16 protein-coding genes and 1 tRNA gene are annotated in these 22,834 nt (G+C 54.8%); 8 read left to right on the top strand and 9 right to left on the bottom strand.

Annotated features, from left to right (window positions below; all coding sequences use genetic code 11):
- Positions 1-244 precede the first annotated feature (244 nt).
- The gene (locus ACR3ZL_RS02405; protein WP_473649475.1) at positions 245-1,111 is read left to right on the top strand and encodes a hypothetical protein; all 867 of its coding nucleotides are present in this window, start codon (positions 245-247) and stop codon (positions 1,109-1,111) included.
- Between the two features lie 198 nt (positions 1,112-1,309).
- Here ACR3ZL_RS02405 and ACR3ZL_RS02400 read toward each other — a convergent pair.
- Positions 1,310-1,383: transfer RNA gene (locus tag ACR3ZL_RS02400), tRNA-Arg, on the bottom strand.
- Between the two features lie 22 nt (positions 1,384-1,405).
- Between ACR3ZL_RS02400 and ACR3ZL_RS02395 the strand changes: the two genes are divergently transcribed.
- Both ACR3ZL_RS02395 and ACR3ZL_RS02390 read left to right on the top strand, forming a co-directional pair.
- Positions 1,406-2,635, top strand: coding sequence for an FAD:protein FMN transferase (locus ACR3ZL_RS02395; RefSeq protein WP_473649476.1), 1,230 nt, complete (start codon positions 1,406-1,408; stop codon positions 2,633-2,635).
- Positions 2,636-2,684: 49 nt separating this feature from the next.
- Positions 2,685-3,170 carry a hypothetical protein gene (locus tag ACR3ZL_RS02390; protein ID WP_486173187.1) on the top strand — a complete coding sequence of 162 codons (486 nt, stop codon included), beginning with the start codon at positions 2,685-2,687 and terminating at the stop codon, positions 3,168-3,170.
- Between the two features lie 81 nt (positions 3,171-3,251).
- Here the strand turns inward: ACR3ZL_RS02390 and ACR3ZL_RS02385 are convergent, their stop codons facing one another.
- The 4 genes from ACR3ZL_RS02385 to ACR3ZL_RS02370 all read right to left on the bottom strand — a co-directional run bounded on the left by ACR3ZL_RS02385 (position 3,252) and on the right by ACR3ZL_RS02370 (position 8,361).
- Positions 3,252-3,737 (bottom strand): hypothetical protein, encoded by a 486-nt coding sequence (locus ACR3ZL_RS02385; RefSeq protein ID WP_486173186.1) that lies wholly within the window; start codon positions 3,735-3,737, stop codon positions 3,252-3,254.
- Positions 3,738-3,817: 80 nt separating this feature from the next.
- A complete protein-coding gene (locus ACR3ZL_RS02380; RefSeq protein WP_473649479.1) occupies positions 3,818-6,079 on the bottom strand; it encodes a secretin N-terminal domain-containing protein in 2,262 nt (753 codons plus the stop codon).
- Between the two features lie 61 nt (positions 6,080-6,140).
- On the bottom strand, positions 6,141-6,770 hold the full coding sequence (locus ACR3ZL_RS02375; protein WP_473649480.1) for a hypothetical protein: 630 nt from the start codon (positions 6,768-6,770) through the stop codon (positions 6,141-6,143).
- The gene (locus tag ACR3ZL_RS02370; RefSeq protein WP_473649481.1) at positions 6,763-8,361 is read right to left on the bottom strand and encodes a hypothetical protein; all 1,599 of its coding nucleotides are present in this window, start codon (positions 8,359-8,361) and stop codon (positions 6,763-6,765) included. The genes ACR3ZL_RS02375 and ACR3ZL_RS02370 overlap by 8 nt, the downstream gene beginning before the upstream one ends.
- Positions 8,362-8,448: 87 nt before the next feature.
- Between ACR3ZL_RS02370 and ACR3ZL_RS02365 the strand changes: the two genes are divergently transcribed.
- Positions 8,449-10,071 carry a hypothetical protein gene (locus ACR3ZL_RS02365; RefSeq protein ID WP_473649482.1) on the top strand — a complete coding sequence of 541 codons (1,623 nt, stop codon included), beginning with the start codon at positions 8,449-8,451 and terminating at the stop codon, positions 10,069-10,071.
- A gap of 83 nt (positions 10,072-10,154) precedes the next feature.
- Positions 10,155-10,799: a hypothetical protein gene (locus ACR3ZL_RS02360; RefSeq protein ID WP_486173185.1), complete on the top strand. Its 645-nt coding sequence runs from the start codon at positions 10,155-10,157 to the stop codon at positions 10,797-10,799.
- A 142-nt stretch (positions 10,800-10,941) separates the two neighbouring features.
- Here the strand turns inward: ACR3ZL_RS02360 and ACR3ZL_RS02355 are convergent, their stop codons facing one another.
- The 4 genes from ACR3ZL_RS02355 to ACR3ZL_RS02340 form a co-directional block, all read right to left on the bottom strand.
- Complete coding sequence (locus ACR3ZL_RS02355; protein ID WP_473649484.1) at positions 10,942-12,153, bottom strand: hypothetical protein; 1,212 nt, start codon at positions 12,151-12,153, stop codon at positions 10,942-10,944.
- A gap of 141 nt (positions 12,154-12,294) precedes the next feature.
- Complete coding sequence (locus ACR3ZL_RS02350; protein WP_473649485.1) at positions 12,295-13,803, bottom strand: sensor histidine kinase; 1,509 nt, start codon at positions 13,801-13,803, stop codon at positions 12,295-12,297.
- Between the two features lie 38 nt (positions 13,804-13,841).
- The gene (locus tag ACR3ZL_RS02345) at positions 13,842-17,345 is read right to left on the bottom strand and encodes a pyruvate carboxylase (protein ID WP_473649486.1); all 3,504 of its coding nucleotides are present in this window, start codon (positions 17,343-17,345) and stop codon (positions 13,842-13,844) included.
- 323 nt (positions 17,346-17,668) lie between these two features.
- Positions 17,669-18,394 carry an RNA polymerase sigma factor gene (locus tag ACR3ZL_RS02340; RefSeq protein WP_473649487.1) on the bottom strand — a complete coding sequence of 242 codons (726 nt, stop codon included), beginning with the start codon at positions 18,392-18,394 and terminating at the stop codon, positions 17,669-17,671.
- Between the two features lie 497 nt (positions 18,395-18,891).
- On the opposite strand from ACR3ZL_RS02340, the gene glmS reads away from it, so the two are divergent.
- The 3 genes from glmS to leuC all read left to right on the top strand — a co-directional run bounded on the left by glmS (position 18,892) and on the right by leuC (position 22,808).
- Complete coding sequence (gene glmS, locus ACR3ZL_RS02335; protein ID WP_473649488.1) at positions 18,892-20,745, top strand: glutamine--fructose-6-phosphate transaminase (isomerizing); 1,854 nt, start codon at positions 18,892-18,894, stop codon at positions 20,743-20,745.
- Positions 20,746-20,893: 148 nt separating this feature from the next.
- Positions 20,894-21,094 (top strand): hypothetical protein, encoded by a 201-nt coding sequence (locus ACR3ZL_RS02330; RefSeq protein ID WP_473649489.1) that lies wholly within the window; start codon positions 20,894-20,896, stop codon positions 21,092-21,094.
- 256 nt (positions 21,095-21,350) lie between these two features.
- Complete coding sequence (gene leuC / locus ACR3ZL_RS02325; protein ID WP_473649490.1) at positions 21,351-22,808, top strand: 3-isopropylmalate dehydratase large subunit; 1,458 nt, start codon at positions 21,351-21,353, stop codon at positions 22,806-22,808.
- Positions 22,809-22,834: the final 26 nt, after the last annotated feature.

The raw sequence follows: 22,834 nt of genomic DNA, 5'->3' as shown, positions 1-22,834 counted from the left end.
CGGAACCGTCACTCTCTCTCATTATGCGCCGCCAATTCGGTCTTTTAGTTTGTGTTCCGATGTCTGTTGACCCAGTTTAAGTCGGCGTGCGCTGTAGGGGGTGCCCGTTCGCTTCTTTGGGGGCGATGAGGCAACACAGGTTTGTGCGAGTATGGAGATTATTGAGGATCTTCCGACGCATGCAGAGCGGTTGCAGTACGTCACCGGTTCCATTTTCGTTATTTGAACTATCAACCGAAACAGCATGCGTCACATCGAAGAGCTAATCGACAGCAAGAAATGGGGCACCGCTCTGCCGGACAACACTCGGCAGTGGCTGATCAAGGTCGCCCCTTCAGTTCGTCAGAAGCTGCATCGCGCGGGACTATACGACGTAGGCGAGGACGGCAAAGACCGGGTTGAGACGCTGCAAGAGTTTCTTGACGAATACATGACCTCGATCGCCGGCTTAGCTGCGAGCACGCGATCGAACTACAGTTGGGCGATGCAGCTGCTGATCAAAGTCTTCGGAGCTAACAAGCCGGTCCGCGAGATCACCCCGGCTGACGCTACCCACTGGCGACGCAAGTTAGACGCGTCAGGGCTCGCCCCAGCCACGGTCAGCAAGCACGTCAAGCGAGCCAAGACGATGTTAAAGGAGGCGAACAAGGAACGTCAGTTCTTTGTGACGCGAGAAATGAGCAAGAAGGTCATTAAGGCCTGTCCCGATCCCCAACTGGGTGTTGAATTTCTGTCTAGCGAGATTTGGCGGTATGCGATGTCCCCGCGAGGTGATGAAGATCCGCTGAGAGAATGTGGACTGGGACAACGGAATCATCCAGCCGCGGATCCAATAAAGTGCATCAACATCTACACGAAGGAAAGCAACCTACGGTCGTCGATGCTGCGGTTCATTAAATCGGCTGGCCTGACATCATGGCCGAAGATCTTCGCCAATCTCCGATCGACGCTGCGGACCGAATTGCGGGATGCGTTCACGGGCTATGTGGTGAATGCTGGGCTGGGCCATTCAACGCGGGTAGCAGAGAAACACTACCTGCAGGTTACGACGCCCCATAATGAACTTGGTTTAACACGTATCACCGGAGAGATGACAAAGTCGCTGCAGTAGGGCGATAGGGTCGTCGATCTGGGATAGTTGCCGGACACACTACCGGACCACCCGGCGTCATCTCGGGGCAATCGACGGACCAAAAGACGACCCACACAGTGGGCTCGTAAAACACAGGGAAATGCGTAAAACCCTGTGATTTCCGACAGAAAATGGCCGCCCGAGACTACCCTAGTCTCTCAGCGACCATTGGATAAGCACCCCGCACAGGACTCGAACCTGTAACATCCTCATTAGAAGTGAGGTGCTCTATCCAGTTGAGCTAGCAGGGCGGCTGACTCAGTTTAACTATCCATGCGAATAACTGCCAGTACGACAGCGAATCCTCATTTGCCTTTTGGAGTGTCAGACTTGTTGGAATTGTCACATCGCGCGATGGCGTGCGATTTTGTTGTTTTGGTACGAGACGAACATCAACGAATTGGTCACCGTTCCGTGGCCGATGTCGTTTTAGATACGCTCGAACAAGTCGACGCCATCGAACAAAGGCTAACGGTTTACGACCCGTCCAGCGAAGTGTCGGCAATAAACCGGTCCGCAATAAACCGGTCTGCGGGAAACCGGTCCGCGGGCGAGACAAGCCAAGCCGGCCCGGAGGGTCATCCTGACGTGGCTGACGCACTGGGCTCGACTAGGAATTCCAGCGGCGAAGGTCATCCTGGTGCCGGCCCTAAACCGGGTATAGAAGTATCGCCAGCGACGTTCCGGTTACTGGTACGAGCCCAAGAACTGTTCCACGAAACCGAGGGTGCGTTTGACATCACCGCCGGCCCACTGGTCGAAGCTTGGGGCTTCACGTCCCGAAGTGGTCGGAAGCCGACTCTAGAAGAAATCGCTGCAGCCCAAGAAAAAGTAGGCTGTGACCAGATGATCCTGCACACCGCGGATTGCCGGGTCGAACTGAAACGACCGGGGATGCAAATCAACCTAGGTGGAATCGGCAAAGGCGACGCGATTGACTGGGTCGCCGCTCAATTGAAGTCCCAAGGGATTGCCCACTTCCTGATCCACGCCGGACAAAGCAGCGTGCTGGCGTCAGGAAACCAATATCCCGAAGCGGACCAACCCGTCGAACTCCCCAACGAAAAAGTCGATGCTGTTGCAGCAGATACGAACGGCGAGAAGCGGCCTCCCGTTCCGCAGGGCTGGATGGTCGGGATTTCGCATCCCACCAAGCCGACACGAAGGCTGGCGGGGATCTGGCTACACAACGCGGCCCTAGCGACCAGCGGCAGCGGAAAACAGTTTTTCCATCACAAAGGGAAACGTTACGGGCACGTGATTGACCCGCGAACCGGCCAGCCAGCGGGCGACTTACTCGCCTTAAGCGTGATGACCGAGCGAGCAATCGATGCCGACGCACTGGCGACGGGACTTTTCGTCATGGGACAAGACAAGGCGACGCAGTTCGCCAATCAATGTACCCCCGCGTTACCACTGATCATGGTCGCGGCCACCCAGCGGCAAGAGGAGGTCCAGCTCCAAACGACGGGATCTTGGGCCTGGGTGAAGCATTCTGATTAACGAGCCAAAGGCCGATGGGCTTTGCTCGACCAATCGCTATGATGCCGGTATGAACCGACCAGACACTGACGAATCTCGTTTTGCTCCGCCCCGTTCGATTGCTCCGGCACCACGGCTATCCTCCCGCGGGCTCTTTCTATCGCTGGCGATGGTGTGCTTGCTGCCGCTGATCTCGCTGAGTGCCTACGCGGTGCTGTACGGCAAGGCGTCCGAACACGCTCTTCCCGTCGACATTCTGATCGATCGCCGATTGCTGCCTACGATTCAGGGTTCGTCACAGATGCTCGATGACGTGGTAGTGATTCAAAACCAAGCCGATTTTGAAATCACGAATCTGACCGTCAATCTGAACGGGCAATACTTCTTGTACCAAGACAAACCACTCGCGATCGGCGAAGAACTGGTGGTTCGCCAGGCAGCATTTGCCACCAAAAGTAGCCAGCGTTGGGTCCCCGGACGCTACCCTATCGACGAAATCACGGTGACGGGCAAATTACCCACCGGCGCTCGCGGGGTTACGGAAGTGAACTTCTAGCGAGCAGCTAGAAACCGTCCATCTCACAGTCGGAACGATTCGCCTGGCCATTCAGGTTCTGCCAACTGCGAACCAATCCGATCATCGCGTGGGGTCACCACTGGGACTGATTGTTTGATTCTGGAACATGCTGGCATCCCATGTCAAATTGTCATTTCGAAGTCGCACTCGTGGTGGCGAAATGCTAACGATTTCGATGGTGCCCACGCGATCGCCCGCAACGACAAACTTGGTTTCGTCACCAATTCGAAGGATCGCTTGTTGCTTGCCTCGGTTAGCAAATCCCAGCACCTGGATGGGTGCCGATCCACTGGTTTGAGCGGCAACTTCTTCAACGTCGGAATCGACGTGGAACGGATCTTCCCTATCAGGGAACGTGGGCCGAAAGGTGGCTGACTTAGCATCGTTAGATTCGATCTCCGAATTCGCTGAGGTATCGAAACCTTGAGTGATCCGTGATTGCTGAAGCGATACCCGCTGGAGCGTTTGCAGGGATTCCGCATCCACCCCACAACCCACTATTCCACTTCCAGCAAGGCTACAAACGAGCACGCTACAAACGAACATGGACGCTGATGGTCGGAGAGATCGTTGGGATTGGTTCATAGCGACGTTGAATGTAAGTGCAGTGACATGTTGACTCGAATTTACTGAACCGTTGTCGTGGGCAACGGAATCATTTGGTACGGCTCATCGAGGAACGTTTCTTCAGGAACCGTTTCGGTGATGGTATCGGGATACGCAAGTTGGAACGGTGTGATCCCATCGTCACCAATCATGCGAAGCTCGTGGCTGCCGCCGTTGACACGACGACGCGGATGGTGATTGGGGCACTTTGGATCACAACATGCGGGCGACAACGGACAACAGGTCGCGTAAGCAATGGCATCAAGCTGATTGTTCGAGACGCGTGCTGCGATCTGTTCCCGCGGCTTGCCGGTATAGCAAGGACTGATCAACTCGGGACGCAAGAACACGATCAATTCGCTTTCCCGAACCTCGGTTGTATGGTTCTGGAACAACTTGCCAACGTACTTGATGTCGCGGAACCATGGCACGCCTCCAACCGTTTCGGTCAACGTCTTTTGCCGCAGCCCACCCAGGACAAACATGGTTCCGTTCTTAACCCGGACCGTAGTTTCGGCGGTACGACTATCGATGACCGGATTATCGTTGATGTAGCTGGTCACCACGCTGTATTCGGGCTGAACTTTCATCTCGATCGTCTGATCGTGACTGATGCGGGGCGTTACCCTTAAAATGATACCAGCGTCGCGAAATTCAACCTGAGCATAGACAACACTGGTCTCCGTCGCCGGGGTGGCAGCAATGATCGGAATCTGTTGAACGATCTTGATGGACGCTTCCCGACGATCAGCCGTCGTGATTGAAGGGTCAGCCAACAGTTTGGCTTCGGTGGTTGAATCCAACGCTTTCAGAAACGCACTCGCATCGAAGTTGTCGCTAAGTGTTCGCAACCCGATCGACGCCGCCGTAGTGGGTCCGCCCGACGTAAAACCAACCGCATCGGATACCGTTCCGGCGAACTCTGAAAGCGGAGTACCATCGACGGTATTCAACCGAAAGTTCCGAGACCAATCGACACCCAACTCTTCGAGCTCTTTCAGACCAACGTCATAGATCATGGCGGTGATACGAACTTGAGCTCGCGGCACATCGAGTTGCTGGAACGCTTCGGACGCGAGCGATAGCTCGTCCGGCGTTCCCTTGATCATGATGCGATTCTCTTCCTTGTAAACGGCCACAATCGGTCCGCTACCAGCCGCGTTAGATTCGCCGCCGGATCCGCCCCCGGCACCGCCAGTCGAACTACCTAATGCCCTGGAAAGCGATTCTGCCATCTCAGACGCTTCGGTGTACTGCGGCGTGAAGTAGACAATGCGTAGCGGAGCCCAAAGCCCGCTGACATTAGTGCTACCCACTCCACTTCCATCCGGCCGACGTCCGCCAACACCACTGCTGACGAACATGTCTTCGACCAAATCAATTCGCTCGGGGGTATCGATCACCAAAACGCTGCTAGGACCAAACGCCTGGATGCGGCCACGATCGCTCAACAGCATCTTGGCGGCTTCCAGCGTTGAGGTTCGCTGCGCCTCATCCGATATATTGAACGGAATCGTCCGCGAACGAAACTCTGGATTGCTGGTTCCCACTTCGTCCTGGGGCAACACCACCAAACTGTTCCCCGCTGCGGTGTAACCGTAACCAGATGACGTCAAGATCGCCGATAAGACATCCCGCAGCGGTGCATCATTGAAAACGCCTGAAACCGTACCCGTGACTTTCTCGCCGGCAACGATATTGATTTTCCACAAGTTGGAAAGCAAAAAGACCACTTCCTGAAGCGACGTCTTACGGAACGTGATGCTGCCACGTTGATCCAACGCATGCGAGATCAGTTCCGAAGCGGGAGCGTCGGGCTGTACCAGCCCCGTGTGCAATCGCCCGACCTGTATTTGTTCCGCATGCAACTGTCCTTCATCAACTTGGGTCGTTTGCGATTCTTCGGGATGCAGACTTAGAAGTGGCGATGGCAACTCTTGCACCTGAGAAGACGACTGCGACGTCGCAGTCGATTCCGCGGCATCCAGTTTGAGCACGTCCCCAATTGCAGTTCCATCGATACTGGGTGCGACTTCGCGACTCACCAATTCAGGGCTGGATGCCGGACTGGCGGCGACAGCAACGGGTAATTGATCTCCGACGTAACCAACGGAATTCGAGTCATCAGCCCAGCCGACGACGGGATTCCATGACAAGCACATGGTCGCCAAGCACAATCCATAAAGGTAACGCCGCTGGCGTGCAACCTGGACACGACAACGACGGCGCAGCGAGGCCTGCGGTGAAAAGAGAGTCTGTATCGCGGTGCCGTCCGTTGGCATGATAAATCCAGATACTACATTGTTAAAAGTGAAAAGATAATTTGGATGAACTGCATCTCTGTCACAGCGAAGCAAACTGCTCCTCGGTTGGCTCCGGCGCGAGGGTCAGTCCAAAAAGCGTCAGATTCAATTCCAAACTCACCATCCTGCTGGTACTGTTGCTGGGCTTCAGATCCATTGTCTCAATGCTCATCAACCAGTGGCTATCGCTAAGCGTTCGAGTGATGGCGAGGGCCGCTTTCAGTGACCCGGTCACCGCGAGCGAAACGGAGTGGGAATGAAGTTCAAACTCCGACTCCATTCCGATTTCAGGACGATCTCGATTATGGGGATCATCATTGCTGGCACCCCAAATTCGACTTTGACCGTCTTGAATTTCAAGCGAACGCAAACTGCCACCATGCTGTCGCACGATCGCGATAAGCTCATCTCGAACCCCGCTGATTTGTTTCGGAGTCACGTTTTGGTTGATCAGAACTTCTTTCTGGGTGTGTAGTTTTTCTTCGATTCGGCTCAAACGTCGATTGCGTTGCTGAGTGGATTCAAATTCTTGCTCAAGTTCCGCGAAAGCTTTCAGGTCGGCACTTAGCTTTCTGCCCTGGCTCAACATTGGCAAACCCAAAGTGACTAGCACCACCAAACTTCCACCGGCAACAAGCGATCGAATGACTCGATCATTTGGCTTATTCATCTGACAACTCCTGGCTTTCGAGTTGTGGTTGATTTTCGCTAGCCGCTGGCTTCCATGACAAGCGAATATTGAACTGCGATTGCTCTTGGCTGGTTCCGATCATGGTCCCTAACAATGCCACCTGATGGATCCCAGGCAAGTGACGTAGGTAGCCGACGATCTCGTAGATTTCCGCTTCTTGTGATGTCGATCCGGTCAACAAAATGTCGCGTTCGGATTCGACTTGGATTGATTGCAAAACCGAACGAGGTGGGAGGCACTGGGTGATTTCCATCGTTAAGTCGGCCATCGGTGGCGACACTGTTTTTTCGGAAATCGTTTTGAGGTGATCGACCCAACGTCGGTCCGATTGCAACGAAGCAACACGCACGCGATTAGCTCGAAGCTGGTTCTCAACATACTCTCGTTGCAGATGTCGCTGATCCGCTTCAGCCTGCAAACCACTCACCCAAACCTGAAGCCCCACAAACAGAACCGTTGCGGCAATTGCCGGCCACCATGTCAAGGCGATCCATTTCAAACCGCCCTGATGTTTCTTTCGACGGATAGTCTGAAGTAAGTCCGGCGGCAATTGTTGCGAATCGGGACGGATCAGGGGCAACAAAGCCGCGGTTGCTGCTATCGCATCACTCTGTAACTCGTCAGTGGCTTCGATCGTCATCATGGAATCGGAAATCGCCAACGGCAAAGTGCGCAAGCCGTAATCATCCTGGACTGCGACATCACTGAAGTGCTGCAGTACCGGGTCGACCTTTTCCGCTGGACCGCCCACATACAACACGTTCAATTCGCTGTAATCGATCCCGCGGTGACGCTGACAAAACCGACGCAAACGCGACAAGTGTTCGACGATCGCGTTGGCAAACGTCTTCGCATCGTGAGCCGCCGCAGGACGGTAGTCGAGTAGCAGACGCCCTTGATGAGTGATGCCCACTTCCCATGATTGACCATACGAGTCGGCCACCAACACAGGATGTTCCTCGTCGATCCCGAGCTCGCCGATCAGCCTAGCGATGCTAACCAATGAAGGCTCAATCCACGCCACCCGAACATCGCATGCTTCAAACGCGTCGTAAAGCGTTTGCAATCGAGTCAGGTTTCCAACCGCCGTTAAAGCGTGTTCGATTCCGGGGTTGAGTTCGTCTCGAATCTGCCCGGTCAGCTTTCCGCCAGGCCCCAGTTGCAGATAACGCGGGATTCGCCCCGCAAGCGCATCCAACTCCTGGTCGACTTGTTCAATCGTTCCAGTCGAAATGCGTGTCACACAGAAGTCGCCGCTTAATGAAACCGCGACTTCTTCGCTGCCAATCTGATGGCGATTTTTGAGCGTTTCAATTGCCGCACAAAGACGGCTATTTCCCTCGCCAATCAACCAATCCGACACCGATGTCGAGGACGAATCCGCCTCTTCCGATTCGATGTCGACCGTAACTTGCTGATTTAGATAACAGCAATCCACCTCAATCGTAACGTCATCACCATCACCTATTTTCCCAACCGCCAGCAACACGCGATCTTTTTCGATCCGAAACGCATATCGCCGCAGCGATGCTGTTTTAGGATTTCGTGAAGATGGATCGGAAGAGAGCATAAGACTACGACGGCTTGGTCTTGATGACCGTTAGAAGTTGTTAGACTAAGTGAAGACGTGATTCTCCCCACATGAATAGGCATTGTTATGTTTCGACATCTTTCGTCCGTGTTGCGACTTCTATCGCCATGTGAACGGTTGTTCCGGCCACAACAATTGCTCGTTCTGTTCGTCATGTTGGGTTTATGTGTATTTGGGACAGCACCCACCGCATCGGCACAACGTGGCTCGTTCCTGGAAAGCCTGTTTCGGTCGATCGCCGAAAAACAAATGCAGGAAGCGCAAAAGCAAGGAAATCCAACGCCTCCGAAGGCTCCTTCCCGTCCTTCTGACGATTCGCCCCGAAACTCAGCCCCCAATGCAACGCCCGGTGGTTTTCCTGCGGGCCCATTGGGTCCGGCTCGTCCATCATCCCCACCTAGACAAACCAACCCACAACATCAGCACGACCCGGCCGAACCAAGCATTCGGATCGAAACACAACGTCGCGATCAAGGGTCCGACCGGCGAACGCCAAACCGATCGGAAACGTTTGATCCAAGAAACCGCGGACGGCAATCCAGTTCAGTTCGTGCTTTCACGGTGGACGCTCGCAGGTTTCAAAATGAGCTAGCGGAGCTTCTGCGGGACGTTCAGTCAAAAGCACGTACAAGCCGTGACCGACAAGAGGTGAATGAACTACGACTGCTATTGCCCGAACTCTATCGAATCCACGCCGAAACCGAAGCACTTGTGGCACGCAGTCAATCCATTGGATCCCTCGATGAGATCCAAAATGATTATCGAGCGATTGATCAACACTATCACGAGGTTAGCTTCCGGATCCGATCGCTTCCCGGCCGCGACTCCGGATTGCGAGCCCAGGTCGCTAAGTGCGATATGCTTTGTCGGACGTTATCTAAGGCATGCTCAATCATTCCTCAATTTGATCGACACGGACTGCACGATCAAATGGTGATTGCGGCGACCTATATCCAGGCGTTGATCGATGACCTACCCACCGCTCGCATGCCGATTGAACGTTCCCGCGAACTGACGCACCAAGCACGCCTGTTACGTCAAGCGATCTTGGAGAAAGCAGACACCGTCGAAACGATTCAATACGAACAGATCGTTACCGACTACACTCAATTCGTTGACCAGTGGCAAGCGTTTGCCGAAGAAGTTGCAGTCTTCCGCGATCCTGTTCTTGACCGTCGTTTAGCTCGGGTCGGTCAGTGCGGTGATGAAACCTATGCCTTGTTATGGATGCCGGCGCCACCGCGTCGTCGGCCAGGGATTGTGCTTGGCTCCAACTCAAACGATGACGACACCATCCAACTTGGCGACCCACGCAACCGCTATCGCGAACAATGGATGGCCGATGCGGCTGCATTGGAAGGAGCGGCTCAGTACTTGCACGCGGACCTTCAACGCCAAACCCGATACATTCAACCCGCTAGCTACGCGCAGTCCATATTGACCAGTTGCAATGAGGTCTATCGACTCGCTCGCTCCATTCACTCTCAACTTGATGCCGGCCAACCGGTGTCCGGACTACAGCGATCCGTCGGTGAACTGGCCTCGGCATGGGAGTCACTTTCCAATGAACTTCAACACATGGAACACCATGGATTGACCGGCCGTCGTGCCGCAGCAATTTCTCAACAACAACAGCAAATGCTGCCCTTGGTCGCGTCGCTGACAGCATCGTTGTTGCCCGTCAATTGAATCTCGCCATCTAAGTTGTCACGATGACGATCCGTTCGCTTTCATGCCCCGAGTGCAAAACTAAGATCAACGCACCTGCAGCCATGCTAAACGTGCGCTGTCCCTCCTGCACAAAGGTATTTGCGGCCGCTCAAGGCGTCCCCGATGCAGTTGACACTTCGTCCGGGAATGCGTCATCAGATACTTCCGTTGATCCGAACAGCCAGGCCGACAACGGTAAGGCTACCGACGATCTAACGATGATCTACCTTGCCGTTGGTGGTGCATTTGCCTTGATGACCCTGCTGACCTTAGTCGGTTATCTGGTGGTCACGCCCAGCAATTCGGAACTGGAAAGCAAGAATCCCAAATCGACGACACCTGTCCTGCACGAGCCAACGGAACAGGAACTGGCTTCGCTGACGATCGTCAATATTCCTGAACAACGCCGACGTCGAATCTACGATGACATGCGGATCACCGCTCGAATGACAACCGAAAAGCAACTGCTGGTTCCCGGTGGCGGCATGCGAAAGAACCTTGAGGCGATGCTGGATGCCACTTACGAAAATTCAGTTCAGCAGATTGCCGCACTGAACAATGTATCGATCGAAGATGTTCATCATATAGTCTTAGAAGGCGACATGAAGAATTGGGACCCGCGAGCTCGCAGTAACGCACGTCGCGATGGTGAGCGGGTGTATGACGAGGAACGCAGCCAGGGTTATCAACCCAAAAAACCGATTTAAGCGACTTGCTTTATCGGTGCAGATCCAAGGTCGCCAAAAGTCGCCAGCTTTTAGTGAGGAAGCAGGCTAGCTGGCCACAGCGTGCCAACCGAGAAGGCGGCCGCAAGATAAGAGCCTTCTCGGTGTTCGTGTTCGATCGACGCTACTGTTCGATCAGCATTGCGACCGCTTCAAGATAGAGACGAATCGTTTCTGGCTTTAGCTCTTCAAACCCAGCGGATTTGTGACGCAAGATACTCAGCTTCAGCGATTCGATCGCATCGGCCATATCGTCGGGAAGTTCAGGCAAACCCGCGAACGGTTGTGTCGGTGAAACCTTGGTATCGGTCGCGATCCCACCCTCGTCGCCGCCATTGGCGTCATTCATGTTGTTGCCTTCGGGCATCGTAGCGAGTTCGCTTTCATCGCCGAAGTCGGGTGCTTCATAAGCTGGTCCAGATGCGATGCCGTCGGTGTCACCGTCATAGTCCCGCGTCGTTTCACCTTGTGCTGGAGCCGCACCTAGGTCCGGGGTGTCTTCATCAAGATCGACTTCAACGATCTGGCTACCATTGGGGCGATCCGATTCGACTTCGCCATTCGTCTTCCAACGTTGCTCTCGCATTTGCGAGACCGACCACTTTTCTTCGACTGCACCTTGAAGCCAAAGTGCTGCGTCGTCCCAATCCAGCGCGGCCAGAAAGTGACTCCAGTACAACGACTCGTACGTCTTGGCTTGATCGCCGAAACGATCATGCACGCGACGCAACCGCCCCACGTGCGGCGATGTAACGCCACCCACACGCGATGCCCAAGCTTCATCGGAATACTCAGTGGCGGGTGCTCCCGCTTCGATCAAGGCATCACGCCACTGGCTAATGATTCGGCCTTTTTCCCAGTTCGTGGTGCTGATCAACGTGTTCCAGCGGCCAACAAACGGTTGTTGAAGTTCCAGAAGCTCTTCTTCAGAACCTGCAGGCTGGAAGCCACCGGAAGTCATCTCATCGGACGAAGAATCTAGACCCGCGATCTCTGCGACAGGAGCTTCGCTGACACTGTCAACGAATGAGTCATCGACCGGTTCGGCGTCAACGTCTGCTGAATCGGCGGGTTCGAGAGTCGTTTCGGCGACGGCATCAATGCGGTTGACCGGTGCGGGGATGTCATCTTCATCGCCGATGTCGTCATAAACTTCGCTGGAAACGGAGACTTCGCTGGCACTCGAGACTTCAGCATCCAAATTTTCAACGCTTGAATCGCTGTTCGTCAAATCCGCCGGATCAAAACGTGCGTGCGTTGACACGGAAGCTGTCTCGGTGTCGGGGATTCCACCTTCGGGATCGGAATCGGATGCGTCAAATTCTTCGTGGGTCATCAGCGTCTACTTAAGAGGAAGGAGTTACTCCATCAAGAGACGCATACGCTAACCTTCGGCGCGGTTGTTCGTGAAGATTCCAACCCCGAAATTCGCCAATGACCGTCATGGGTGCGGCCAATCGTGCCGGACAGTGAGACTTTACGTTGTGGGAAATTTGTCTGGGTTTACCGGTTCAGACAGTTCCAACTGCTTTGGCCAGACAAATCGGAACTCTGCCCCCCTCGGTTTAGCATCCAAGACCTCGATCGCCCCCCCAACATTGCTGAGCAGTTTGTTGACAATGGTCAGCCCTAACCCACTTGTCGTGCCCTGATCCTTCGACTTTTGCAGCGTCTGAAAGATCTCAAAAATCCGGCCGCGAAACTTGCTTTCGATCCCTGGGCCGTCATCAATGACGCTGAACACAAACTCGTCTTCGCCTTCAACACATTCAATCTTGATCGTGCCGGTCTCGCGGTCATGGTGTTTAACAGCGTTGTCAACCAAGTTTTGCAAGACTCGCTGCAGGATCTCTTGAACGGTGACACAAGTCGGAGTGTGTTCCGGATAGATCACACGGAAACCTTTCGGAACCCCCGCCATTTTGACCGCATCATCGAGGATCTCGCTCAGGTTAACTTCCCGTTGCATATGCTGACGTTGCCCAACCCGCGAATATTCCAACAGTCCTGCCAGCAACGAGTCCATCCGGCGAACCTGATCTTCCATCTTCCTGAGGTGTTCTGAAATCGACTCTGGTAGTTCCAGCGAAGCGTCAGCGATATCTTCGCGAATCCAGTCGTTCAAATGCTTCAGACCACGCAGCGGGGCCCGCAAGTCGTGAGAAGCCACGTATGCAAACTGCTCAAGATCATCGTTGCTGCGTTGCAACGATCGCTTGACGACCTCGGTTGCCTTGAGGTTTCGTCGCACCTCATTTTCGATCGCCTTTTGGGCCGTGATATCCAGATGTGTCCCCATGAAACGCATTAACTCACCATGCTCGTTTCGGACATAGCAACCACGTGATTCGATCCAGCGATAGGTCCCATCAGCATGTCGCAATCGAAACCAGCTAATGTAATTCTCATCTTGGCCGTTCAAGAAGTTTTGAGCGTGGTCGATCGCCTTGCTGCGGTCATCCGGATGCAGCAAATCGATCCACGTTTGCAGATTCCAATCTGCATCATGAGGCAGCCCTAACTGATCGCATAGCTCCGGCGACACATAGATATGATTATCGTTGACGTTCATGTCCCAAAAGCCGACCTTGGCCGACTGCACAGCCAACTGCAAACGCTGGCGATTAACAACCGGTTCGGACACATCCTTGACGTGCGCAATGATGAACGGAAAGTCAAACGCTTGGTCGTTAAACGTCGTGTTCACCAACACTGGAAACTCATGTCCATCTCGGTGTAAATGCCGCGACTCAAACCGCACCGTACCCGAGTCTCGAAATCGCTTCCAAACGTCACTCCAGGTCGACTCTTGATAAGTCGGGCTGATATCGGGCACCCGCATGGTGATCATCTCATCAAGCGTGTACCCCAGGCTTTGGCAGGCAAAGTCGTTCGCGAAAAAGATCGAGGCATCCTCGCGGACCATGATTACCGAATCCGATAATGCACTGGCCAATGCTTGCCAAGTAAGCTGCTGTGTATCCATCGCTATGATCTCCAGAGATTGGTCAGTGACTCTTATGTCTATTCTACGATGGCCAATAGGTCACCGGCTTCGACTTGAGTCCCCGGCGGTGTGTACACCTTTTTCAAAGTCCCATCGGCGGGTGCATTGATGGTCGTCTCCATCTTCATCGCTTCAAGAACCAACAACTTCTGGCCCGCCTTAACCTTCTCGCCTTCCGCCGCGGTGACCGTGATCACCATTCCCGGCATAGATGCCGATACATGGCTTACATCACTGGGGTCTGCCTTCATCGCCGCTTTCACATCGACATCAAGCGACCGGTCAATGACTTCGACTTCCCGCGGTTGGCCGTTCAGTTCGAAGAACACCGTCCGGGCCCCATTGGGATAAGGCTGTCCAACGGCTAAGAACTTGACGATCAATCGCTTCCCAGGCTCGATGTCGACCGCGATTTCATCACCAGGCTCTTGCCCGTACAAGAAGTTTGGCGTTGGCAAAGCATCCACATCGCCATACTTTTCACGATGTGCACAGAACTCTTCGAACACCTTCGGATAAAGCAGGTAGGTCACCGCGTCACGATCGCTAGGTTGTTCCTTAGTCATCTCGGCAGCTTTCGCCTTTGCCGCCTCGATATCCGCATCCGGCATCGTCGAACCTGGACGAACCAACAACGGTTCCTCGCCGCCTAAGATGATCTCGGAGACTTTGGCTGGGAAACCGCCCGGCGGCTGGCCCATCCGACCGCCAATCAAATCCAGCACACTGGCGGGGAACGCGAGTTGTTTGTCGCTGGTCAGCACATCCTTTGCCGACATTTCGTTCGCAACCAAGAACAACGCCATGTCACCAACCGCCTTACTGGTCGGCGTGACCTTCACGATGTCGCCAAACAACTCGTTGACTTCCGCGTAAGCTCGGCACACGCCCGCCCAGCGATCCGAAAGGCCGAGTGCACGTGCTTGCTGATACAAGTTCGTGTATTGCCCGCCCGGCATTTCGTGTTCATACAAGTCACCCGTCGCCGGTAACACGTCCGATTCGAAGGGACGATAGAACTCACGAGCCGCTTGCCAATAGGTAGCCAACTGCGTCAGGGTATCGCCATCCAGCGACGATTCACGATCGGTGTACCGCAGTGCTTCAACCAACGTGTTTAGGTTCACTTGGCTGGTACCACCGGACAGCGGTGCCAATGCAGCGTCAGCAATTTGCAAACCTTCCCCCGCCGCCGCCAGAAGCGTGGACGCTTGGATGCCCGCGGTGTCGTGAGTGTGCAAATGGATCGGCAAACCAACCTCTTGCCGAAGCGCTCGCATCAGCGTGATGGCGGCTTGCGGTTTCAGCAAACCAGCCATGTCTTTAATCGCCAGCAAATGGGCGCCACCGGCTTCCAGTTTCTTCGCAAGCTCAACGTAGTACTTCAGGCCATACTTCGTTCGGCCAGGGTTTTGCAAATCACCGGTGTAACAAATGGATGCTTCACAAATGCCACCTTCGGCCAGTACCGCATCCATCGCGACACGCATGTTCTCTTCCCAGTTCAACGCATCAAACACACGGAAGATATCCATCCCCGCTTGCACCGCTTCACGCACGAACAAACGAACAACGTTATCGGGGTAGTTGGTATATCCCACCGCGTTGCTTGCCCGAAGCAACATTTGAGTCAAGATATTGGGCACCGCAGCACGTAGATCCGCCAACCGTTGCCAAGGTGATTCACGCAAGAACCGCATCGAGGTATCGAACGTGGCACCGCCCCACATCTCTAGTGAAAACAATTGGGGTGCTAAATGGGCATATGCCGGTGCGATCTGCAACATGTCATGGGTACGCACTCGTGTTGCCAACAAGGATTGGTGAGCATCACGCATCGTGGTGTCGGTGATCAACAAGCCTTTCTGCTGGCCGATCCATTTGACCAACCCGTCTACACCTTCCTCTCGGAAAATGTCAGCCGTTCCGCGTGGTGGCTTTTCGGCGAGTTTAAACTTGGGTACAGGTGCTGGCGTGGTGCGGGTCGAAACCGGGCGTCCCGCCACCAGCGAATTCCCGTTAACAATCGTTTCGCCTAAATAGGTCAGCAGCTTCGTCGCTCGGTCCCGTCGTCGTGGTAAACGGAACAATTCAGGCGTCGTATCGATCAGCCGAGTCGTCGCCTCACCGGCCAAAAAGGTTGGATGGTTAACCAGCTTCAACAAAAACGGAATGTTGGTCTTCACACCCCGCACACGGAACTCTTGCAGAACTCGATCCATTCGCGACGCAGCCGATTCCAGCGTGGGAGCTCGCGCGGTCACTTTCACCAACATGGAATCGTAAAATGGATTGACGACCGCGCCGCTGTAAGCGCTGCCAGCATCCAATCGAATGCCCAAACCCGCCGCACTACGGTAGTGACTAATCCGACCATAATCGGGACGGAAGTCCGATGCGGGATCCTCCGTCGTGACCCGGCACTGCATCGCAAAGCCACTTGTACGAATTTCGTCTTGTGACTTCAAACCGACGATATCGCTATCCAAACGGTGACCTTGGGCAACCAAAATCTGATTACGCACAATGTCGATCCCCGTGACCTCTTCGGTCACGGTATGCTCCACCTGAATTCGCGGGTTGACTTCAATGAAGTAGAACCGATTGTCGTCGACGTCCAATAAGAACTCGACGGTACCTGCATTCTCGTATCCTTTCGATTCACCGCCACCTTCTTGCAGCCCGACAGCCTTGCCGATTTTGATCGCCGCGGCGCAAATATCCGCTCGCATCTCAGGCGACAGATTGGGCGCCGGAGCCAACTCAACCACTTTCTGGTGACGTCGCTGAACGCTGCAATCTCGCTCGTAAAGATGCACCAGGTTTCCATGTCGGTCACCCAGAAGTTGCACTTCAAGGTGCCGAGCACGCCTGACGAACTTCTCTAGAAAAACCTCGTCGCTACCGAAGGCGGTCTTCGCCTCACGCTGGGCGGCTTCCAAAGACGAAGCCAATTCATCGGGCGACATCACGACACGCATGCCGCGACCACCACCGCCCTTAGCCGCCTTCAACATGATTGGAAAACCAAGATCTTCGGCTGCACGTTCAGCATCGTGCAGTGAGGTCACCGCCTGCGCCGTACCGCCTAACACAGGCACGCCAGCAACTTGGGCCAAATGCCGTGCACTGGTCTTATCACCAAGGTCACGCAAAGACCGCTCACTGGGACCGACAAACAAGATTCCAGCGTCCTCAAGCGCCTTGGCAAAGTCAGGGTTTTCTGACAGGAAACCGTAACCCGGGTGCACAGCATCGACGCCGTGCACTTTGCAAATTTCGACAATCGCGTCAATGTTCAAATAAGAACGAATCGGCTCGCCTGGCTCGCCGATCTGGTATGCCTCGTCCGCTTTAAACCGATGCAAAGCGTACCGATCTTCGTGCGAATAAATCGCGACCGTCTTGATTCCCAACTCCGTGGCCGAGCGAAATACCCGAGTTGCAATCTCACTGCGGTTAGCAACCAGAAGCTTGCGAATGGGACGGACTTCACCGGTAGCGACGGCGGCTTGTGGCATCGTGCGATTCCTTGAGGGGCAGGAAAGATGGAGTGGTGAAAATGAAAAGAGATTGGCACTGCAATCGTGCAACCGACACAGGTTAATGCATCCGCAAGTGCTCGTTGCGCAACTCACTAAAACTGAATTGAGAATCGGCTAGTCGGCACCACAAAACAATAGGGCTTCGTTGCGGCATTCTGCCCCGGGTTAAGTTGCTGGACGCGGTGCGTCGAAACTACCAAGACATAAAAAAACCACCGTCAAAAGCGGTGGTTCGAAATGAGCTTAGGTAGCTGATTGGCAAATGGGCTGCAGCCCAACTTCACCGTTACGCGGTACGGCTATTCCGGGACACCTTCGTGTGAGTCGTCCCAAAGTCCAGTCAGGCGATGCACTGCTGCGTGCAAACGACTCTTCACCGTCCCGACAGGAATACCGAGAACGTCGGCTGCCTCGCGGTACTTCAGTCCGCGGTAGTAAACCAACTCCACAACCTGCTGCATCGGTTCGCCAAGCGACTCGACAGCTTCGTGAACCCAGCGACCGTTTTCTTCGCGGGAAGCTTCGACCAGCGGATCAGCGCCTGCACCGACCAGTTTTTCAGACCAACTTCCACCACGATCGTCGTCTTGCCCACCGGCGGGGCGATCCAAACTCACCATCTTGTGCCGCTTGTTGCGACGTTGAACGTCGATCGCTTGATTCGTCGCGATCGCATAGAGCCAGGGACGAAATCGTCTTGCTGGATCGAACTGATGGCACTTGAGGTGAACCTGCAGAAACGTTCCTTGGAACGCGTCTTCAGCCATTTCGGCGTTGCCCATATAGCGTCGCAGATACGCGTAGATCTCGCGTTCGTATCGGCGCATGAGTGTTTCGTAGATTGCCCGGTCGGCACTCTTGCGATATCTCGCAATGAGTTGCTCGTCGGTAATCTCCGCATTTTCAGTAGTATCTGTCTGTGAGCCGATGCCCGCGGACGTTTGAGCAGCTTGCGCTTTCGCAGAAACGTTTGACGTGCCGTTGTTCGGCTTTTCGGGAGCGAGCGTGCTCGGTGAAAAGTTCATAGGTTCCGTCTGACGTAAAAAATGAAAATAAAAGTCACCACGCTCAAAAGCGTGGCATGTCCCATCCATCCAAATTCAATATTAACCGGGAAAGGTGTCCGAAAAGAATGCCCAAACCAGGCAAACTCTTCAATAAGGAAATGCGTATCGACCCCCAACCTCCCGCCGCATTTTCAAAGTAATCCAGCGATTTTCGGTCAAAAAGTCTCTTTTGGCGACCCAATGAGTAGTTTTCGTGAAGAAACCAGCCCGTATGAGGCACTTTGCGGAGCCTTGTCCACCGTCATTCTTGCCACCCGCAATTAAAAGTCAATGCTAATATTGTGGTCGGTCAGCGGAGCGAATGCCACGAAATCCGCTTGAATTTCACGCCCGTCTTGACTTCGCTGGCGTGAATTGAGACACCGGGACTTGTCGCTGCGTTGAATACCCCGCATTCGACCTCTGCTTTTTTCATTCTCTGGGTCTTCACTCGGTCGAACTTGAAGTTCTAAATCATGTGTGGAATTGTTGGATACGTCGGTGCCGATGACGCGGCAGAGTTCCTGGTCGATGGCCTCCGTCGGCTGGAGTACCGCGGCTACGACAGTGCTGGCGTCGCGATCTTCGGTGAAGCAGGAATCGCCGTTACGCGCTCGGTCGGACGCATCCAGTCGCTCGCCGACCGGCTCGGCACGCCTCCAGCGGGCACGCTGGGCCTGGGACACACTCGCTGGGCAACACACGGCCCCGCGACGGAAGAAAACGCTCACCCTCACCAAGGCGGTGACGGCGAAGTCGTGCTGGTCCACAACGGGGTCATCGAGAATTACCAGGTCTTGAAAGACAGCCTGATCGAGAAAGGCTACGAGTTCAAATCGCTAACCGACAGCGAGGTGATTGCTCACCTAATCGCCGATGGCTTAAAAAACACGCCCGAAATCGACGACCAACCGCATGCTCGTTACGTGACCGCGGTGCAGTGGGCGGTTGCTCAATTGCGCGGCACTTATGGGCTAGCGATTGTCTTCCGTGACAAACCCGGCTTCATGATCGCCGCTCGTTTCGGTAGCCCCTTGGTGATCGGAGTCGGCCGAGGCGAGTATTTCGTGGCCTCCGACGCGTCCCCCATCGCTGGACGAACCGACCGCATCGTCTACATGGCCGACCATCAACTGGCTGTCTTAACGGCCGACGGTTTTTCGGTGCTCCACCGGGACAGCGGCAAGGTTCGCGTCAATATTCAGCCGCTCGAAGCTGATTCTGGCGAAGTCAGCATGAACGGCTACGACCACTACATGTTGAAGGAAATATACGAACAACCCGATGCCCTTCGTAACGCGATGCGTGGCCGACTGAACGACCAAGACGCAACCGCGGTCTTTGGTGGTTTGAATCTGACGCCTCAACAACTCCGTAGCGTCGAACGGATCATCCTGACCGGCTGCGGTACGAGTTGGCATTCGGCTCTGGTGGGCGAATATCTGATTGAGGAACTATCGCGGATTCCCGTCAACGTGGAATACGCCAGCGAGCTGCGGTATCGCAATCCGCCGATCGAAAACAATACGCTCGTCTTTGGAATCACCCAAAGTGGTGAAACGGCCGATACGCTTGCCGCCTTGAACGAAACGAAGCGAAAAGGTCACCGAGCACTCGCGATTTGCAATGTCGTCGGCAGCTCCATTGCCCAAGCATCCGACGGCGGCGTGTACCTGCATGCTGGCCCCGAAATCGGCGTTGCCAGTACGAAAGCGTTCACCAGTCAGTGCTGTGTCTTAGCAATGCTAGCGTTGTACTTCGGTCGTATGCGGCACATGAGTTTCGAAACCGGTGGCCGAATCATCGAAGATTTGCGGCGTTTGCCCTCCGCCGTAGAACAGGCACTGACCTGCGACGCCGAGGTGCGGAAAGTCGCTGAAAAGTACCAAAACGCTACCAACGTGCTGTACTTGGGCCGGCGGTACAACTTCCCCACCGCTCTGGAAGGGGCACTGAAGCTGAAGGAAATCAGCTACATCCACGCCGAAGGCTATCCCGCGGCCGAGATGAAACACGGCCCCATTGCTCTGGTCGACAAGGTCACACCCAGCATTTTCATCATGCCTCGCGGCACAACGTACGACAAAGTGCTGGCCAACATGGAAGAAGTCAAAGCTCGAGGCGGCCCCGTAATCGCGATCGCCAGCAGCGATGATACTGAAATTCGCAAAATCGCTGACGATGTCGTCATGATTCCCGAAGTTCCGGAGTTCTTACAGCCGATTGTATCAGTTATTCCGCTGCAATTACTGTCGTACCATATTGCGGTTTTGCGGGGTTGTGATGTCGACAAGCCACGCAATTTGGCGAAGAGTGTGACGGTTGAGTAAATTTACAGCTGTAGGCAAACCGGGCCGGGTTAAACTGCCCAGTCGCCCCAATAGGTATACGTGCGTTAGGCACGCCGCCGAGGGCCTCATCGACAACTCGCAGTTGTCCCACTTTTTCTGTTTTTGATCGATTTTGGAGTCTTCTGACATGAATAACCGCGGCCTTAGCTACAACTCACGAAAAGCGTTGATGGTGAATATTGGCGAAAACGCCGGCTCGGAGGTCGCTGACCTGCTAACCCAATTGATCGACGAAATCGAAGAATTACGCCGAACCAAGGTCAGCATCACTCGCATCGTCCCGGGTCAGACCGATCGAATCCGCGAATTCATCGAAGAGCCCGTTTAGGCCCAACGACTTAAAATTGCTGAGCGGTTTGGAAGATCCAAACTGCTTGCTTGGGAGGCCAGCCAAGCCGCTAGATACGCCGACTTGGCTGCCACGCTGCGAGGCCCCAAATCACGCCTTTTTCTTCGCCCGGCGTTGTGATTTGCCCAATAGCTACCTCCGTAGCCGTTGACATTTACCGGGCCAGTGTTGACAGTGGAGCGGGTAGCGAGAAACAGTTCTCGCGTCCCAATTTCCCACATTGACACCCCCTTCGATGCCCGACTCATCCACGGCCCCCGCACCCGTCGGCTCCCCAGCTCCCGTCTCTGGCAAGCAAACCCTGCTGGACAAAATCTGGGACCAACACGTCGTCCACGCCCCCAAGGACGAAGCTGCGATTGTCTACATTGACCTGCACTTGGTCCACGAAGTCACCTCGCCACAAGCGTTCGAAGGACTGCGGATCAACAACCGCCCCGTTCGCCGCCCCGAGCGAACCATCGCGACGCCCGATCACAACGTGCCCACGTCGGACCGAAGCTTGCCGATCGCGGACCCCATCGCCAAGAAACAAATCGACACTCTTCGCAACAATTGCAAAGAGTTCGGCGTTCGCTTGTTTGACATCGACGACGTCCGCCAAGGAATCGTTCACGTCATCGGCCCCGAAAATGGCTACACCCAACCCGGTATGACGATCGTATGCGGCGACTCGCACACCGCGACGCACGGTGCTTTCGGATCACTCGCCTTCGGTATCGGTACCAGCGAAGTCGAACACGTTTTGGCCACGCAAACGCTGTTGCAATTTAAGCCCAAGACGTTTGAACTGCGCGTCGATGGCGAATTGCCACGCGGCGTAACCGCCAAGGACATGATCCTGTATTTGATCGGCGAGATCGGAACCGCGGGCGGTACCGGCTACGTTCTGGAGTTCACCGGCGACTGCGTTCGCGCGTTGACAATGGAAGAACGAATGACCGTTTGCAACATGTCGATCGAAGCGGGTGCTCGAGCCGGCATGATCGCACCGGATCAAACCACGTTCGACTACCTTCGTGGCCGTCCCGAAGCTCCTAAGGACTTCGATGCTGCAGTCGAGCAGTGGAAAAAGTTGCCAACCGACGAGGGCGCCTCTTACGATCGCAGCAACGTCTACCAAGGCAGCGACATTCGCCCACAAGTCACCTGGGGAACCAACCCCGGCCAAGTGTGCAGCGTCGATGCGACCGTTCCCGACCCAGCTTCGGTGAGCGATCCCAACGAACAGAAGACCATCGCTTTGTCGCTACAGTACATGGATCTGAAAGCGGGCACGCCAATCACCGACATCGAAATCAACCGTGTCTTCATCGGCTCGTGCACCAACGCACGAATCGAAGATTTGCGAGCCGCCGCAGCAGTCATCAAGGGGCATCACTGCAGCGACACGGTCAGCGCGATGATCGTGCCCGGTAGCGGTCAGGTCAAAACGCAAGCCGAGAAAGAAGGACTCGACAAGATCTTCACCGAAGCAGGTTTCGACTGGCGAGAAGCGGGTTGCAGCATGTGCTTGGCAATGAACCCCGACAAGCTTGCACCTGGTGAGCGTTGTGCCAGCACAAGCAATCGGAACTTTGAAGGACGCCAAGGCAAGGGCGGACGGACTCACTTGGTCAGTCCCGCTATGGCTGCCGCAGCCGCGATCAAAGGTCACTTCGTCGACATCCGCGATTGGGACTACCGAGCCTAGAAGGCGTCGGTCGTTCCACAATTCAG

The organism is Rhodopirellula sp. J20-39 (assembly GCF_057365095.1).
Note: the sequence above shows the minus strand (reverse complement) of the source record. Positions and strands in the feature narration are given on the sequence as shown.